Below are 17,101 nucleotides of genomic sequence, written 5' to 3'. Positions count from 1 at the left end.
CCTCTCCCGCAAGCGGGAGAGGGAGCGCAGCGCGACCCTCGGCCACATCTGAAATGATCTTCGACCTTCGATGACCGCAATCCTCACCAACCTGTTCGATGGCGTCGCCTACGGCATGCTGCTGTTCGTGCTCGCCTGCGGGCTCGCGGTCACGCTCGGATTGATGAACTTCGTCAATCTCGCCCACGGTGCTTTCGCGATGGCGGGCGGCTATGTCTGCATGGTGCTGGTCAACCGGATGGGCTGGCCGTTCTTCGCGGCATTGCCGCTCGCATTCGTCTCCTCGGCGGCGATCGGCATCGCGCTCGAGCGTACGCTGTACCGCCACCTCTATGCGCGCAGCCATCTCGACCAGGTGCTGTTCACGATCGGCCTCACCTTCATGTCGGTTGCCGCGGTGGACTACATCCAGGGCTCCTCGCGCGTCTTCATCAATCTGCCGGCCGCGCTCCAGGGCCAGTTCGACCTGTTCGGCGTCGGCATCGGCCGCTACCGCCTGATGATCATCGTGATCTGCGGCCTGCTCACCGTCGCGCTTCAGCTGGTGCTGGCCAAGACGCGCTTCGGTAGCCGTCTGCGCGCCGCTGTCGACGACCCCCGCGCTGCCAGCGGCCTCGGCATCAACGTTCCGCAGGTGTTCGCCTTTACTTTTGCCTTCGGCTGCGGGCTTGCCGGCCTCGGCGGCGCGCTCAGCGCCGAGATCCTCGGGCTCGATCCGTATTTTCCGCTGAAGTTCATGATCTACTTCCTGATCGTGGTCACCGTCGGCGGCTCGTCGTCGATAACAGGCCCGTTCCTCGCCTCCGTGCTGCTCGGCATCGGCGATGTCGCCGGCAAATATTACGTGCCGAAGATGGGCCCCTTCGTGATCTACACGATCATGATCGTGATCCTGATCTGGCGCCCGAACGGCCTGTTCGGCCGCACCGCTGCGCGTTGAGTTCGCCGATGACCGCTTCCTCCGACGTCGGCTATCACGCTCAGCGCCAGGCGCGCTGGCATTGGGGCGAGATCGCGTTCTGGCTCATCGTGCTGGCCTGCGGGTTCCTGTTCCCGTCGCGCTATCTGATCATGACCGACATCCTGCGGCTGGCGCTGTTCGCGATGTCGCTCGACCTCATCCTCGGCTATGCTGGCATCGTCTCGCTCGGCCATGCCGCCTTCTTCGGCGTGGGTGCGTATGCCGCGGGGCTTCTTGCGCTGCATGGTATCGTCAACGAGCCCGTGCTGGCGCTGGTCGTCGCAGGTCTCGTGGCGATGGTGCTCGGCTTTGCCACGAGCTTCCTGGTCATCCGCGGCGTCGACCTGACCCGCTTGATGGTGACGCTCGGCATTGCCCTGCTGCTGGAGGCGCTCGCTGAACGCTTCTCCAACATCACCGGCGGTACCGACGGCTTGCAGGGCATCGAGATGCAGCCGATCCTCGGCCAGATCCCCTTCGACATGTTCGGCAAGGCCGGGTTCTTCTATTCGCTGGCCGTTTTGTTCCTGCTGTTCCTGTTCGCCCGCCGCGTCGTGCACTCGCCGTTCGGCCTGTCGCTGCGCGCGATCAAGAACAATCCGCTGCGCGCCGCCGCGATCGGCATCCCGGTCAACCGCCGCCTGATCGCGATCTACACGCTGGCGGCGTTCTATGCCGGCATCGCCGGCGCGCTGTTCACCCAGACCACCGCTATCGCCTCGCTGGACGTGTTCGCCTTCGAGCGTTCCGCCGATTTGATGCTGGTGCTCGTCATCGGCGGCACCGGCTATCTCTATGGCGGCCTGATCGGTGCGGTGATCTTCCGCCTGCTCCAGGAGTTGTTCTCCACCATCACGCCGCAATACTGGCAGTTCTGGATCGGTCTCGTGCTGGTCGTGATCGTGCTGGTCGGCCGGCAACGCCTGCACCGCTGGGTGCTGTATGTGCCGAACCTGGTCATCAGGCAGCTGGCCGGGCGCAAGGCCGTAGTTGCCGTGCCGGAGAGCGATTCATGACCATCGCGCTCGAAACGAAGAACCTCGAAAAGCAGTTCGGCGGGCTGCGCGTCACCCGTGATCTCTCGCTCAAGGTCGAGCAGGGCGCCCGCCACGCGCTGATCGGCCCGAACGGCGCCGGCAAGACCACCGTCATCAACCAGCTCACCGGGGTGCTCAAGCCGAACTCCGGCCGTATCCTGCTCGAAGGCCAGGACATCACCGATCTGCCCGTGCACAAGCGCGTGCTGCGCGGCCTGTCACGCACCTTCCAAATCAACCAGCTCTATCCCGACCTGACCCCGCTCGAGACCATCGGGCTTGCCGTCTCCGAACGCCTCGGCCATGGCGGCGATTGGTGGCGGCGCATGGGCACGCGCAGCGACGTCAACGGCGAGATCGCCGAACTGCTCTCGCGCTTCCACCTGCTCGACGTCATGAACGAGCAGACGGTGACGCTGCCTTACGGCAAGCAGCGCCTGCTCGAAATCGCGGTCGCGATCGCGGCCAAGCCGCGCGTGCTGCTGCTCGACGAGCCCGCTGCCGGCGTGCCCGAGAGCGAGCGCCACGACATCCTCGCTGTCGTGGCCGCGCTGCCGCGCGACGTCACCGTGCTCCTGATCGAGCACGACATGGATCTCGTGTTCTCCTTCGCTGACCGCATCTCCGTGCTGGTCTCCGGCGCGCTGCTCACCGAGGGGCCGCCCGAGCAGGTCGCACGCGATCCGCAGGTGAAGGCGGTGTATCTCGGCGAGGAGGCGGTCCATGTCTGACCTGCTCGCGATCGATTCGCTACGCGCCGGCTATGGCGAGGCGGTGGTGCTGCCCAACATGTCCTTGCGCCTCGGCGAGGGGCAGGTGCTGGCGCTGCTCGGCCGCAACGGCACCGGCAAGACCACGTTGATCAATTCCATCGTCGGCGTCACCCGCCGCTTCTCCGGCTCCATCGCGCTTGCCGGCGCCGACGTCACTGCCCTGCGACCCGACCAGCGGGCGCGCGCCGGCATCGGCTGGGTGCCCCAGGAGCGCAACATCTTCCGCTCGCTCACGGTGGAAGAGAACATGACGGCGGTGGCGCAGCCTGGTCCGTGGACTGTCGAGAAGGTCTACGAGATGTTCCCGCGGCTGAAGGAGCGGCGGAGCAACTTTGGCAACCAACTCTCCGGCGGCGAGCAGCAGATGCTGGCGATCGGCCGCGCGCTGACCCTCAACCCGAAAGTGCTGCTGCTTGACGAGCCGACCGAAGGTCTTGCCCCCATCATCGTCGAGGAATTGCTGAAGGCGATCGGGACCATCACCCGATCCGGCGGCATCTGCTCGATCATCGTCGAGCAGAATGCCCAAAAGATTCTGGGGCTGGCGGACCGCGTTGTGATATTGGAGCGCGGAGCGATCGTCCACGATGCCCCGAGCGCCGCGCTGAAGACCGATCCCTCCGTCCTGGAGCGCCATCTCGGCGTCGCCGGGGCGGCGGCCCACTAGGATGTCCAGGGAGTAACACATGCAGCGAACCAAAGCCCCCTTCCGCGCCGACGAGGTCGGCAGCCTCCTGCGTCCGGCCAAGATCAAGGAAGCCCGCAGCCGTCTCGAGAACGGCGAGATCTCGGCCGACGATCTGCGCAAGATCGAGGACATGGAGATCGAGAAGGTCGTGCACAAGCAGGCTTCGATCGGGCTCAAGCTTGCGACCGACGGCGAATTCCGCCGCTCCTGGTGGCATTTCGATTTCCTCGCCAAGCTCACCGGCTGCGAGCTGTTCCACCCCGACGCCGGCATTCAGTTCGCGGGGGTGCAGACCCGCCACGACGCGGTGCGCGTGATCGGCAAGCTCGACTTTCCCGACGATCACCCGATGCTCGACCACTTCCGATTCCTGAAGAAGGTGGCCGACCAGGCCCATGTCACCGCCAAGATGACGATCCCGTCGCCGGCGGTGCTGCATTTCCGCGGCGGCCGCAAGTCGATCTCCAAGGACGTCTATCCCGATCTCGAGGCCTTCTATCAAGACCTTGGCAAGACCTATCGCAAGGCCGTGAAGGCGTTCTATGACGCCGGCTGCCGCTATCTCCAGTTCGACGACACCGTGTGGGCCTATCTCTGCTCGCAGGACGAATTGCAGAAGGCACGCGAGCGCGGCGACAACCCTGATGGCCTGCAGCAGATCTATGCGCGCATCATCAACTACGCGCTGGCCGAGAAGCCCGCCGACATGGTGGTGACCACTCACGTCTGCCGCGGCAATTTCCGTTCGACCTGGATTTCCTCGGGTGGTTACGAGCCGGTCGCCGAGACCATGCTCGCCGGCACCAATTACGACGGCTACTTCCTGGAGTACGACAGCGACCGCGCCGGCGGCTTCGAGCCGCTGCGCTTCCTGCCCAAGGGCAACAAGATCGTCGTGGTCGGCGTCATCACCTCCAAGTTCGGCGAGCTCGAGAAGAAGGACGACATCAAGCGCCGTCTGGAGGAAGCCGCGAAGTTTGTCCCGCTGGAGCAGCTCGCCCTCTCGCCGCAATGCGGCTTCGCCTCGACGGAAGAAGGCAACATCCTCTCCGAGGAGGAGCAGTGGGCCAAGCTCAGCCTGGCCGTCGAGATCTCGAAGGAAGTGTGGGGCAATTGAGGCTCACGTAGCGAGCCACGTTCGTGTCCCGGACGCGCTGCAACGCTCTCGCGTTGCTGCGCAGAGCCGGGACCCATGCTGCTCGACTTGTTCGGAGAGATTGGCCTCGGCTCTGCAGCGCACCGCTGAGGAGGCGTTGCGCTGCGTCCGGGGCACGAGAGCATCTCACTTCTCGGCCAGATACACCTCGCCCAGCAGCGAGGAGTTCGACCACGGCACCTGCTTGTTCTTGGTGCTCGACACCACTTCCGCCCGCACCCGCGTCAGCATCTGCTGCACTTCTATTCCCGGCGTGCCGATATGGCGCGAGAGGGCGGCGGAGAACGGCGAGTTGGCGCCTTCGCCGTCGAGCGCTACCTGGCCCGGCGCGGTCGCGAATGCGATCAGCGTCCCGGCGCCCAGCGTCGCGCCGACGCCCAGGCTCGTCGGCGCGGCAAGGCCCGAGGCCCCTTCGAGACCCCGACTGGTACCGGCACTCGCCACATGCTGCGACATCGGATTGTTGCGGCAGGCGTCGAAGATCAAAATGTTGGTGCGGACCTGGTCGTCCAGGCCGGCCATGATCGTATCCATGTCGATCATCGCTTCAGTCATGCCCGCGCCCGGCTTGAGCGCGACGTCGACCGGAATGAGATAGTTGCGGCCGTCGACCTGCACGCCATGGCCGGCATAATAGACCACCGACACCTGCGCCCGCGCAGCCTCGCGCAGGAAATCGCGCGTCATCTTTTGCATTGCAGCGCGATCGAGATCGACGCCCTCCGATACGCTGAAGCCGATGTCGCGCAGGCTCTTCGCGACCGCGCGTGCATCATTGGGCGGATTGGGCAGCGCCTTGACATGGGTATAGGCGCCGTTCCCGATCACCAGCGCCATCCGCGTGCCCCGGATGGCCAGAGCAGGCGAGGGTGCCGGTGCCGCGCCGGTCTGCTGCGGAGCAGGGGACGGCGCCGGCTGCATCGCCGGTGAGGGCGTGTCTCTCGGGGTCGGTGTGGTCGTGTCCGTCAGCAGCGACAGGCGCACCTTTGCTGTGGCCTGGTTGGCTTTGCTGCCGGCGTCGGACGCAACGATCGCCAGCGTCGCCTTGTAGTCCTCGCGGGCACGGGCGTAGTCGCCCTTGGCCTCATAGGCCAGCGCGCGATGGGTATAGCCGGAGATCAGCACGCTGTTCGGCGGCGTCATGATGTTGACCGGCGGCTTGTCCTTGGCGAGTCGGATCGCCTCGCTGCCGTCGGTGATGGCACGCTCGAGATCGCCCCTGGCGCGCCAGATCGCGGTGCGGTTGATCAGGGGCTGCGGCAGCGCCGGATCCAGCCGGATCGCCTGATTGATGTCGGCCAGCGCGCCGTCGAGATCGCCGAGCGCCTCCTTCGAGATGCCGCGATTCTGGAACGAGAACACCGATTTCGGATCGGACTTGATCGCCATGTCGTAGTCGGCGATGGCCTTGGGGTAATCGTGCTTGCCGCGCCAGGCATTGCCCCGGTTGTGGAAGATGGTGCCGCTCGGCGGGCCGAGCTTCAAGGCGTCGTCGAAATCGGCGATCGCGATGTCGTAGTCGCCCTTGTCGTAATAGGCCGAGCCCCTGAGGTTATAGGCCGCCTGGCTGGGCTGCAGCCGGATCGCTTCCGTCGCATCAGCGATGACCTTGGAATAGTCGCCCTTCTTGTTCCAGCCGACAGCGCGCCAGAAGTGGATCGTCGCAAGCTGCTGGCCCCCAAACACCTTCAACGCGATGATCTTGTTGCAGGCATTGATCATCTGGTCGGCCGGCGTCGTGTCGGTCGTGCAGAGCGGGCCGAGCTGGTTGCGCGGCTGCGCCACCGCCGGCGCCGACCAGTGCGCGAGAATGAGCAGGCAGAGCGTGACGCGGAGGCGGCGCATGCGGGTGTCTTTCACGGGAGAGGAGGGGGCGCTTGTTTGTTGCCCGGCCAGCTGCAGGGGTTCACGCTCCATGCGCGCACCCAGGTCCTGCATCCGCTATTCCCTAAGTGGGCAGAATTTGATACGACCCTGGTCCCAACCGGCCTGCCCACTGGCTTCCCACTTATGAAAAACGACGAAATCCTCAGCCAGATCACCGAGTTCTGCCGCAAGGCGGACATGGCGGAATCGACTTTCGGCCGGCGCGCGGTGAACGATGGGAAGCTGGTGCACCGCCTTCGCGAAGGCAAGCGCATCACCATCGACACGCTGGAGCGAATCCAGGCCTACATGGCGGCCTCGATGGCCGGCGGCCTGCCGCCGCCGCGGGGGCTTCAGGTGCCTACCGAAAAGCGCGACCCGCGCGGCAATTTCCGCTTCTTCGAGAATCGCCAGAAGTATCTGCTCTTCGTCCACACCTGCAGCGAGAAGCGGGTGATTGCGGACAGGGTTGCGCTGGAACTCGCCTCCATCCATCCGCGCCCGCCGGCGCTGCGCATGTTCGACGCCGGCGTCGGCGACGGCACGGTGCTGGCACGGGTGCTGCGCGCGACGCACCAGCGCTTTCCGCACATGCCGTTCTATGTCGCCGGCAAGGAGCTCAGCCTCGAGGATTTGCGCCTGACCCTGGAGAAGGTGCCGGATCGCATTTTCGAGCATCCGGCGTCGGTGTTCGTCTTCACCAACATGTTCTACGCTGAGGCGCCCTGGCTCACGCCGGCGTCGCCTGCAGCGGCCGCGGCCACCGTCTGGCACGAGGTGCCGCTCCGCGGCGCGTCGTCGGGCGAGTTCGAGCAGCAGATCGCAGAACTCCGGCCGTTCCTGGAGCAGAACTGGCGCGCCGCGATCAGCCCACGCACGGCCATGCCGCTCTACGAGCGGCCCGTCGTTCTGGTGCTTTATCGCGAAGACCACAGGTTCCTTTTGGATTCGACCATTCCGCGGCCGGGCCAGACCGAGGCCAATTTCGACCTGGTCATCGCGTCCCAGCCCTACCGGGCCCTGTCATCGGTGAATTTTCGGGCCAAGCGTATCATTGCACCCCTTGCGCGGGCGCTTCGGCCGGGCGGCCGGCTGATCGGCATCCACTCCCATGGCCAGGATCCGGGCATGGAAATGATCCAGGCGATTTGGCCCGGAGAAAATCCTTTCTCCGTCAGCCGTCATGAGCTACTGCGAGCAGTTAAGTATGAACTTGGATCGGTGGGCCGCGACTTAAATTTTAACGCGTACGCGGATAACCGTTCGATCTTCAGGTATGATATGGAAGCGCTGCCCAACGAGGTCACCGGCACCATCGGTACCTCTACGGCCTTTGCAGCCTGGAATGCGGCGGTGTATGTCGCTCAGATTGAGGACGACCGATTGACAGAAATGACTCAAAACGGCCGCACCTTGGACGCCGCCAGGGACGTGCTGCGCAAGTACAATGGGCTCTGGTTTCTCGACGAATCCTACGTCATCTCGCGCCGGCGTGATTGACATCATTCAAAAGTAAACATCGCAACGCCCGCCGGGTAGCGGCGGAACAAGGGGTTACTGATGCGCGCGTCCTATCTCTTCACCAGCGAGTCCGTGTCCGAGGGCCATCCGGACAAGGTCTGTGACCGGATCTCCGACGAGATCGTCGACCTGTTCTATCGTGAAGGGCCGAAGGCGGGCATCGACCCCTGGCAGATCCGTGCGGCCTGCGAGACGCTCGCGACCACCAACAAGGTGGTGATCGCCGGTGAGACCCGTGGTCCGAAGTCGGTGACCAACGAGCAGATCGAGAGCGTTGTCCGCGCCGCGATCAAGGACATCGGCTACGAGCAGGAAGGCTTCCACTGGAAGACCTGCGACATCGAGATCCTCCTGCATCCGCAATCGGCCGACATCGCGCAGGGCGTCGATGCGCTTCAGCCGGGCGAGGTCAAGGAAGAGGGCGCGGGCGACCAGGGCATCATGTTCGGCTACGCCACCAACGAGACCCCCGATCTGATGCCGGCGCCGATCTTCTACGCCCACAAGATCCTGCGCCTGATCTCCGAAGCCCGTCACTCCGGCAAGGAGAAGGTGCTCGGTCCGGATTCCAAGAGCCAGGTCACGGTGCAATACGAGAACGGCAAGCCGGTCGGCGTCCGCGAGATCGTGGTCTCCCACCAGCATCTGGTTCCGGACCTCACCTCGAACCAGGTCCGCGAGATCGTCGAGCCCTATGTGCGCGAGGCGCTGCCGAAGGACTGGATTACGCCGAAGACGATCTGGCACATCAACCCGACCGGCAAGTTCTACATCGGCGGGCCCGACGGCGATTCCGGCCTGACCGGCCGCAAGATCATCGTCGACACCTATGGCGGCGCGGCCCCGCATGGCGGCGGCGCGTTCTCCGGCAAGGATCCCACCAAGGTCGACCGTTCGGCGGCTTATGCCGCGCGCTACGTCGCGAAGAATATCGTCGCCGCCGGTCTTGCCGACCGCTGCACGCTGCAGCTCGCCTACGCCATCGGCGTGGCGCGTCCGCTGTCGATCTACATCGACACCCACGGCACGGGTAAGGTGTCCGAAGACCAGCTCGAAAAGGCCGCGGCCAAGGCGATGGATCTCACGCCGCGCGGCATCCGCAGCCATCTCGATCTCAACCGGCCGATCTACGCGCGCACCTCGGCCTACGGTCATTTCGGCCGCACGCCGGACAACGAGGGCGGCTTCTCCTGGGAGAAGACCGATCTCGTCGAGCAGCTCAAGCGCGCGCTGTAATTCTCTTGCGTCATTCCGGGACGCCGTGATTGCGGTGGGCCCGGAATGACGAGCCAAACAAACAGGAACCTCCTATGAACGCGAAGCCCGGCTTCACCGATTATATCGTCAAGGACATTTCGCTCGCCGATTTCGGCCGCAAGGAGCTCTCGCTTGCCGAGACCGAGATGCCCGGCCTGATGGCCACCCGCGAGGAGTACGGCCCTAAGCAGCCGCTGAAGGGCGCGCGCATCGCGGGCTCCCTGCACATGACGATCCAGACCGGCGTGCTGATCGAGACGCTGGCCGCGCTCGGCGCCGACATCCGTTGGGTCTCCTGCAACATCTATTCGACGCAGGATCACGCCGCAGCCGCGATCGCGGCCGCCGGCATTCCCGTCTTCGCCGTGAAGGGCGAGACGCTGACGGAGTACTGGGATTACACCGCGAAGCTGTTCGACTGGCATGGCGGCGGTCACCCGAACATGATCCTCGACGACGGTGGTGATGCCACCATGTACGTCCATCTCGGCCTGCGCGCCGAGAAGGGCGATACCGCCTTCCTCGACAAGCCGGGTTCGGAAGAAGAGGAAGTCTTCTTCGCGCTGCTGAAGAAGCAGCTCAAGGAAAAGCCCAAGGGCTATTTCGCCGCGATTGCCGAGAGCATCAAGGGCGTCTCCGAAGAGACCACCACGGGCGTGCATCGCCTCTATGACATGCAGAAGGCCGGCACGCTGCTGTGGCCCGCCATCAACGTCAACGACAGCGTCACCAAGTCGAAGTTCGACAACCTCTATGGCTGCCGTGAATCGCTGGTCGACGGCATCCGCCGCGGCACCGACGTGATGATGTCGGGCAAGGTCGCGATGGTCGCTGGCTTCGGCGACGTCGGTAAGGGCTCGGCCGCCTCGCTGCGCCAGGCCGGCTGCCGCGTCATGGTGTCCGAGGTCGATCCGATCTGCGCACTGCAGGCCGCGATGGAAGGCTACGAGGTCACCACGATGGAAGACGCGGCGCCCCGCGCCGACATTTTCGTCACCGCGACCGGCAACAAGGACATCATCACGATCGACCACATGCGCGCGATGAAGGATCGCGCCATCGTCTGCAACATCGGTCACTTCGATAACGAGATCCAGATCGCGGGTCTGCGTAACCTGAAGTGGACCAACATCAAGCCGCAGGTCGACGAGATCGAATTTCCCGACAAGCATCGCATCATCCTGCTGTCGGAAGGTCGCCTCGTGAACCTCGGCAACGCGATGGGCCACCCGTCCTTCGTGATGTCGGCATCCTTCACCAACCAGACGCTGGCGCAGATCGAGCTGTTCGCCAACAACAAGGACGGCAAGTACAAGAAGGAAGTCTACGTGCTGCCAAAGTCGCTGGACGAGAAGGTCGCGCGCCTGCACCTCGCCAAGATCGGCGTCAAGCTCACCGAGCTGCGCAAGGACCAGGCCGACTACATCGGCGTCAAGCAGGAAGGCCCGTACAAGTCGGACCACTACCGGTACTGATGCTGGTTCGATCGATCTCGACGCGAAGCCCCGGAGCGATCCGGGGCTTCTTAGTTTTCGGCGCATGGAATTCGGTTCGCCTTTTAGTTGCTGCACGGCTGATTGCCGATTGACGGCCAGCAGCGGTGGGCGGACACTTGCCGGCGGCGGAGGAAACCATGCAACCAGAACATGTCGACGTGCTGATCGTCGGTGCCGGCCTGTCGGGCATCGGCGCAGGCTATCATCTGCAGACGAAGTGTCCCACCAAGCGCTACGTTATCCTGGAGGGCCGCGACTGCATCGGCGGCACCTGGGACCTGTTTCGCTATCCCGGCATCCGCTCCGACAGCGACATGTTCACGCTGGGCTATTCCTTCAAGCCGTGGACCGACGCGAAGGCGATCGCGGACGGACCGCAGATCCTGAACTATGTGCGCGAGACCGCCAGCGAGAACGGCATCGACAGGCACATCCGCTTCCGTCATCGCGTCAAGCGCGCTTCGTGGTCGACGAGTGAGGCGCGCTGGACCGTCGCGGCCGAGCGCATCACGGGCGAGGGCGCGACCGAGCTGGTGCGCTTCACCTGCAATTTCCTGTTTCTGTGCTCGGGCTATTACAAATACGACGCGGGCTATACGCCGGAGTTCAAGGGCGCCGCTGATTTCGCCGGCCGCATCGTGCATCCACAGAAATGGACCGAGGACATCGACTACGCGGGCAAGCGCGTCGTGGTGATCGGCTCCGGCGCGACCGCGGTGACGCTGGTGCCGGAGCTCGCCAAGCAGGCGGCGCAGGTCACCATGCTGCAGCGCTCGCCGACTTATGTAGTGTCGCGCCCGGCCGAGGATCCGCTCGCCAACAAACTGCGCCGCAATCTGCCGGCGCGCCTTGCCTATCATCTGATCCGCTGGCGGAACGTGATGTGGGGGATGTTCTTCTTCCAGCTCAGCCGGCGCAGGCCGGCGAAGGTGAAGGATCTCATCCTCAAGGGCGTGAGAATCGCGCTCGGTCCGGGCTATGACGTCGCGACCCATTTTACGCCGCGCTACAATCCCTGGGACCAGCGGCTGTGCCTCGTGCCCGACGGCGACCTCTTCAAGGCGATCCGCGAGCAGCGCGCCTGCGTCGTCACCAGCGAGATCGACACCTTCACCCATGAAGGCATCCGCCTGCAGGACGGCCGCGAGCTGGCCGCCGACATCATCGTGACGGCGACCGGGCTGGTGCTCCAGGTGGTCGGCGGCCTCGAGGTCAGCGTCGACGGCCGCTCCGTCGATTTTGCCAACACGCTGACCTACAAGGGCATGATGTATGCCGACGTGCCGAACATGGCCTCGGCCTTCGGCTACACCAATGCGTCCTGGACGCTGAAATGCGATCTCACCGGCGAATATGTCTGCCGCCTCATCAATTACATGGACCGGCACAATTTCCGCCAGTGCATGCCGCACAACGATGATCCCACCATCACCGCGCAGCCATCGCTCGATTTTACCTCAGGCTACGTGCAGCGCTCGATCGCCAAAATGCCGAAGCAGGGATCGAAACGGCCGTGGCGACTCCACCAAAACTACGCGCTCGACATCGTCTCGTTGCGCTTCGGCCGGATCGACGATGGCGTGATGCAGTATTCCTGATCGCGCCGCCGCGCCGCGTGCGACCGGAGCCCGCTTCGCGTCCTGAGCAATGCGCGGTTTCGCGTATACGGTGGGGCGGCTGAATCGGCGATGGTTCCGGAACGGTTAACGCCGATTTAACGGATGAGTCCTAGCCTGTCTCGGCCGGGGTTACTCGCAAGGCCGAGGTGAGCCCAATGGAAGCCCAGAGAATAGCGGTCGACGCCGTCGTGGCGCTGACCGATTGCGACCGCGATGCCGTCATCGCCTTCATCCGCCGGCTCTACCTTGCCGGCGTCACGGATCCCAAGCGCCTGACCTTCAAGGGCCTGCAGGCGCTGTCGCGGGCCTGATTCGGGCGGTTTCGGCCCTTTCAGCTTCCGGTTCCGTCGGAACGTTCTCCCCAGCGTGATTGCAACCCTCCGGTGAATATCTTGTCGCTCGGGCTCGGCCGGAGTAGATGACGTCCCCGGCTGGGTTCACTTGGGAACTGGGGAAATGCTGAAACAGCTTTTTGCGCCGCAACTTGTCGTTCTCTATGTGCTTGCGGCCTCGACCATTTACGTTCACTTCCGCGGTAAGCAGCGGCTGCGCTTCGCGCGCCAGCTCGGCGATCACTCGACCTATCTCGCGCCCTACAACGTGCTCATGTACGCCGGCTCGGCGGTGCCGAACAAGCCGGTGATCTCGGTCGAACAGTTTCCCGAGCTGAAGCCCCTCAGCGAGAACTGGGAGACCATCCGCGACGAGGCGGTGCGTCTGTTCGACGAAGGCTTCATCCGCGCCGCCGCGAAGAACAACGATTGGGGTTTCTACTCGTTCTTCAAGAGCGGCTGGAAGCGGTTTTACCTGAAATGGTACGACGACTTCCTGCCCTCGGCGAACACGCTGTGCCCGAAGACGGTCGAGCTGCTGAAGTCGATTCCGAGCGTGCACGGCGCGATGTTCGCGATGCTGCCGCCCGGGGGCAAGCTGGGCGCGCACCGCGATCCCTTCGCGGGCTCGCTGCGCTACCATCTCGGCCTCGTCACGCCGAACTCGAACAAGTGCCGCATCCTCGTCGACGGCGTCGAATGCGTCTGGCGCGACGGCGAAGCCTTCATGTTCGACGAGACCTTCATCCACAGCGCCGAGAATGCGACCGACGTCAACCGCATCATCCTGTTCTGCGACGTCGAGCGGCCGATGAAGTACGGCTTCATGACCGCGATCAACCGCTGGGTCAGCCATCACATCGTCAAGGCGTCGGCGACCCAGAATGTCGAGGGCGAGAATGTCGGCGTGCTCAACAAGGTGTTCGGCAAGCTCTACGAGATCCACCTCGCCAGCCGCAAGGTCAAGGAGTGGAACCGCAACGTCTACTACACGCTGAAATACTCGCTGACAGCGCTGATCCTCGGCCTGATCGTGTGGTCGGCACTGAAGTGAGGCGCATGCATAGGGCGGATCGGCGAAGCTTGGTCCGCCCTCGCGTCCCGTTGATATCGGGGCTTGTGCTCTGCTCGCCGCGCCAAGATCGTCCGATCCCGGGCGACGTCGTCTAGTGACGGTGCTTGTGCCCTCCGGACCGGTCGGGATGCTGGTAGCCCCTTAACTCCGCATATCGCTGCATCTGGCTCTGATCGAGCAAGGCAGCAGTCGACAGATGATATTTGAGGTGGCTCTCGCGGAGCTGTCCCTGGGTTTCGGCAATGGCCGCGATGCTGGTCTTGAGCGATTCCGATGTGACCGCACGGGTAGAGAAAAGGTCTTCCAGCGCGCGCTCTTGTTCGACGAGCTTGTTACCCAGAGGAACAGTTTCCTGTTTCATGGCGTCGAATAGCCGCTGGACCTGGACGCGTTGATCGGCGGTCAAGCCGAGGCGATCACGGAGCTCGATGACGTGGCTGGGACCGGGATATCCATTGAGCTCCGCGGCAAGAGCCAGGCCCATCCCGCGTCCGGCGCGGAGATCCTCGATCTGCTGCTGCGACAGCGCCTTGATGGGCCGGCTATCGAGGCCGGCATAGGGTTGGCTGGACTGTGCGCTGGCCGCGCTGCTGGTGAGGAGGAGTGAGGCCGCAAGCAGAAGGAGGCGGTTCATGAATCTGGCTCCATCAGGTCGAGCCGGCGATCGGCCCCGGCACGTCAGCCCCGCGTTGGTGTTCACCCTCCGCGCCGGGGCGAAGTGAACACCAACGTGTGCAATCTCATTCCGGCTGGCCGATCGACACCTTCAGCGTGCCGACGCCATCGACGCCGCATTCGAGCTTGTCGCCCGGCTGGAGCTGCGACACGCCGGCCGGGGTGCCCGTCATGATGATGTCGCCGGCGGCGAGCTTCACCTGCTGCGAGAGCTGCCAGATGATCTCGGGCACGTTCCAGATCAATTCGGTGAGGTCGCCCTTCTGCGCTTCCTTGCCGTTGACCGTCAGCCAGATCTTGCCCTTTGCGGGATGGCCGATCTTCGATGCCGGTTCGATCGCGGAGCAGGGCGCCGAATGGTCGAACGACTTTCCGATCTCCCAGGGGCGCTCCTTCTTGCGCGAGGCGATCTGGAGATCGCGGCGGGTCAGGTCGATGCCGACGGCATAGCCGTAGACGTGGTCCAATGCCTTGTCGGCGGGGATGTTCAGCCCACCGCTCTTCATCGCGACGATCAGCTCGACCTCGTGATGCAGATCCTTGGTCAGCGGCGGATAGGGGATGGTGGCGCCGTCGGGCACCAGCATGTCGGCGTGCTTGGCGAAGAAGAACGGCGGGGCGCGCTCGTCATTGCCCATCTCGCGGATATGCTCGAGATAGTTGCGGCCGACGCACCAGATGCGGCGCACCGGATAGCGGCCGCTCTCGCCGACGACCGGAAGCGAAGCCTGGGGCGGGAGCGGGATGACGTAGGAGGCGGCGTTCATGCGGGTCTCGTTGCTCTTGAGGTGGAACGAACTCTAGGCGATAGCGCTGATCGGCGCCAGGGCGCCGGAATCGTGGTGTTGCAGCCGGAAGAACGACGCATAGCGCCCGCCGCGGCGGAGCAACTCGTCATGCCGGCCCTGCTCGACGATCTCGCCGCCCTCGACCACGAGAATCGCATCCGCGTGCATGATGGTGTGCAGGCGGTGGGCGATCACGATGGTTGTGCGGTTCTGGCAGAGGTGCTCGATCGCTTCCTGGACCTGACGCTCGGACTCCGAATCGAGCGCGGCGGTGGCCTCGTCCAGCAGGATGATCGGCGCGTTCTTGATCAGCGCGCGTGCCACCGCGATGCGCTGGCGCTGGCCGCCGGAGAGCTGCGTGCCGTGCTCGCCCACCGGCGTGTCGTAGCCGAGCGGGAAGCCCATGATGAAATCATGGGCGCAGGCCGCCTTCGCGGCCTCGATGATTTCTTCCTCGCTCGCGCCGGGCCGGCCGAACGCGATGTTGCTGCGGATGGTGTCGCGGAACAGGTAGACGTCCTGGCCGACATAGGCGGTCTGCGCGCGCAGCGATTTGCGCGAGACCGACGAGATCGACTGGCCGTCGATCACGATGTCCCCTTGCGTCACCTCGTAGAAGCGCAAGAGCAGCGCCAGCACGGTCGACTTGCCGCCGCCGGAGGGGCCGACCAGCGCGGTGACCTTGCCGGGTTCGGCGACGAAGCTCATGCGGTTGAGCACGGTCTCGTTCGTGCGATAGGAGAAGCTGACGTCGCGCAGCTCGATGCGGGCATCTGTCAGCTTCAGCGCCGGCTTGTCGTCTTCGGACTGTTCGCTCGCGGGGCTGTCGATGATCTCGAGCAACATGCGCGCGCCGACCAGCTGACTGTTCAAATCGATGTTGAGCCGCGCCAGCCGCTTGGCCGGCTCGGTCGCCATCAGGAACGCGGTCATGAAGGAGAAGAACGCGCCCGGCGTGGCGTTGAGCGCGACCACGGCATAGCCGCCGTACATCAGGCAGCCGGCCACCGCGAAGCCGCCGAGCATTTCCATCAGCGGGTTGGAGCGGTTGGCAACGCGGGCCATCTTGTTGGCATTACGCTCGACGATCGCGATGTTCTCGTCGATGCGCTTCTGCATGGTGTCTTCGAGCGTGAACGCCTTGACGGTGCGGATGCCCTGCAGCGATTCCTGCATCGTCTCCATGATGTCGGCGGTGCCGGTGAACTGGTTGAAGGCGAGGCCCTTGATGCGCTTGACCAGCTTGCGCAGCACCAGCATCGCCGGTGGCACCGCGACGAGGCCGATGAACGACATTAAAGGATCCTGCCACACCATGACGCCGATCATGGCGACCAGCATCAAGAGATCGCGACCGATCGCGTTGACCAGCATGTTGAGGACGTCGGTGATCGACTTGGCGCCAGCGGTCAGCCGCGCCAGGAATTCGGAGGAGTGCCGCTCGGAGAAGAAGCCGACACTCTCGCGCATCAGCTTGGCGAACAGCTGGCGCTGGTTGTTGGCGAGGATGGCGTTGCTGATCTTGGTCAGGATTACCATGTGGCCGTAGGTCGCCACGCCCTTGATGAAGAGCAGAGCGACCGTGATGCTGGAGAACATCGCGATGCCCGGGATGTTCTTGTCGACATAGGCCTGGTTGATGACCTGGCCGAGCACGTAAGTCGCGCCCGCGGTCGCGCCCGCGGCAAGCGCCATCAGTGCGAAGGCGACGAGGTAGCGCCGCCAGTAGACGATGCCCTGTTCCGTGATCAGGCGGCGAATCAGGACCGCAGCCGCGTAGGGGTCGTCGGTGATCTTCTTTGGAAACTGGGCCATCCGGGGTCCATTGACGGCGCAGGACAAGCCTGCCCGCGCGTC

General features: G+C 64.3%; 15 protein-coding genes. 11 read left to right on the top strand and 4 right to left on the bottom strand.

The features are described 5' to 3' along the window. The first annotated feature begins 70 nt into the window (after positions 1-70). Genes AC3WLX_RS12045 through AC3WLX_RS12025 form a run of 5 tightly spaced genes read left to right on the top strand, consistent with a single transcriptional unit; the run spans position 71 to position 4,576 of the window. Positions 71-940: a branched-chain amino acid ABC transporter permease gene (locus AC3WLX_RS12045; RefSeq protein WP_492336086.1), complete on the top strand. Its 870-nt coding sequence runs from the start codon at positions 71-73 to the stop codon at positions 938-940. 8 nt (positions 941-948) lie between these two features. Continuing rightward, positions 949-1,977, top strand: a complete 1,029-nt coding sequence (locus AC3WLX_RS12040) for a branched-chain amino acid ABC transporter permease (RefSeq protein ID WP_291626060.1) — start codon at positions 949-951, stop codon at positions 1,975-1,977. Beyond that, a complete protein-coding gene (locus tag AC3WLX_RS12035) occupies positions 1,974-2,729 on the top strand; it encodes an ABC transporter ATP-binding protein (protein ID WP_492336085.1) in 756 nt (251 codons plus the stop codon). Before AC3WLX_RS12040 ends, AC3WLX_RS12035 begins: the two co-directional genes overlap by 4 nt. Next, positions 2,722-3,438 carry an ABC transporter ATP-binding protein gene (locus AC3WLX_RS12030; protein WP_492336084.1) on the top strand — a complete coding sequence of 239 codons (717 nt, stop codon included), beginning with the start codon at positions 2,722-2,724 and terminating at the stop codon, positions 3,436-3,438. The genes AC3WLX_RS12035 and AC3WLX_RS12030 overlap by 8 nt, the downstream gene beginning before the upstream one ends. A 19-nt stretch (positions 3,439-3,457) precedes the next feature. Beyond that, positions 3,458-4,576, top strand: a complete 1,119-nt coding sequence (locus tag AC3WLX_RS12025) for a cobalamin-independent methionine synthase II family protein (protein WP_492336083.1) — start codon at positions 3,458-3,460, stop codon at positions 4,574-4,576. Positions 4,577-4,741: 165 nt separating this feature from the next. Here AC3WLX_RS12025 and AC3WLX_RS12020 read toward each other — a convergent pair whose 3' ends face one another. Beyond that, positions 4,742-6,460: a caspase family protein gene (locus AC3WLX_RS12020; RefSeq protein WP_492336082.1), complete on the bottom strand. Its 1,719-nt coding sequence runs from the start codon at positions 6,458-6,460 to the stop codon at positions 4,742-4,744. A 165-nt stretch (positions 6,461-6,625) separates the two neighbouring features. On the opposite strand from AC3WLX_RS12020, the gene AC3WLX_RS12015 reads away from it, so the two are divergent. From AC3WLX_RS12015 to AC3WLX_RS11990, 6 genes are all read left to right on the top strand, one after another. Beyond that, the gene (locus AC3WLX_RS12015) at positions 6,626-7,981 is read left to right on the top strand and encodes a hypothetical protein (protein ID WP_492337272.1); all 1,356 of its coding nucleotides are present in this window, start codon (positions 6,626-6,628) and stop codon (positions 7,979-7,981) included. A gap of 60 nt (positions 7,982-8,041) precedes the next feature. Beyond that, entirely contained in the window at positions 8,042-9,238 is a 1,197-nt protein-coding gene (gene metK, locus AC3WLX_RS12010) for a methionine adenosyltransferase (RefSeq protein ID WP_492336081.1), read from the top strand. Between the two features lie 74 nt (positions 9,239-9,312). Further along, complete coding sequence (gene ahcY / locus AC3WLX_RS12005) at positions 9,313-10,734, top strand: adenosylhomocysteinase (protein ID WP_492336080.1); 1,422 nt, start codon at positions 9,313-9,315, stop codon at positions 10,732-10,734. 158 nt (positions 10,735-10,892) lie between these two features. After that, positions 10,893-12,353 carry a flavin-containing monooxygenase gene (locus AC3WLX_RS12000; RefSeq protein WP_492336079.1) on the top strand — a complete coding sequence of 487 codons (1,461 nt, stop codon included), beginning with the start codon at positions 10,893-10,895 and terminating at the stop codon, positions 12,351-12,353. A gap of 176 nt (positions 12,354-12,529) precedes the next feature. After that, complete coding sequence (locus AC3WLX_RS11995) at positions 12,530-12,685, top strand: hypothetical protein (RefSeq protein ID WP_007612486.1); 156 nt, start codon at positions 12,530-12,532, stop codon at positions 12,683-12,685. Between the two features lie 145 nt (positions 12,686-12,830). Next, complete coding sequence (locus AC3WLX_RS11990) at positions 12,831-13,760, top strand: aspartyl/asparaginyl beta-hydroxylase domain-containing protein (RefSeq protein WP_492336078.1); 930 nt, start codon at positions 12,831-12,833, stop codon at positions 13,758-13,760. 112 nt (positions 13,761-13,872) lie between these two features. Here AC3WLX_RS11990 and AC3WLX_RS11985 read toward each other — a convergent pair whose 3' ends face one another. The 3 genes from AC3WLX_RS11985 to AC3WLX_RS11975 all read right to left on the bottom strand — a co-directional run bounded on the left by AC3WLX_RS11985 (position 13,873) and on the right by AC3WLX_RS11975 (position 17,059). Further along, positions 13,873-14,415: a Spy/CpxP family protein refolding chaperone gene (locus tag AC3WLX_RS11985; protein ID WP_492336077.1), complete on the bottom strand. Its 543-nt coding sequence runs from the start codon at positions 14,413-14,415 to the stop codon at positions 13,873-13,875. Between the two features lie 106 nt (positions 14,416-14,521). Beyond that, entirely contained in the window at positions 14,522-15,223 is a 702-nt protein-coding gene (locus AC3WLX_RS11980) for a fumarylacetoacetate hydrolase family protein (RefSeq protein WP_291619112.1), read from the bottom strand. 33 nt (positions 15,224-15,256) lie between these two features. Further along, positions 15,257-17,059, bottom strand: a complete 1,803-nt coding sequence (locus AC3WLX_RS11975; RefSeq protein WP_492336076.1) for an ABC transporter ATP-binding protein — start codon at positions 17,057-17,059, stop codon at positions 15,257-15,259. Positions 17,060-17,101 lie beyond the last annotated feature (42 nt).

The organism is Bradyrhizobium sp. FW305-F6 (assembly GCF_058782905.1).
This window is presented reverse-complemented; position numbering and strand designations above follow the sequence as displayed.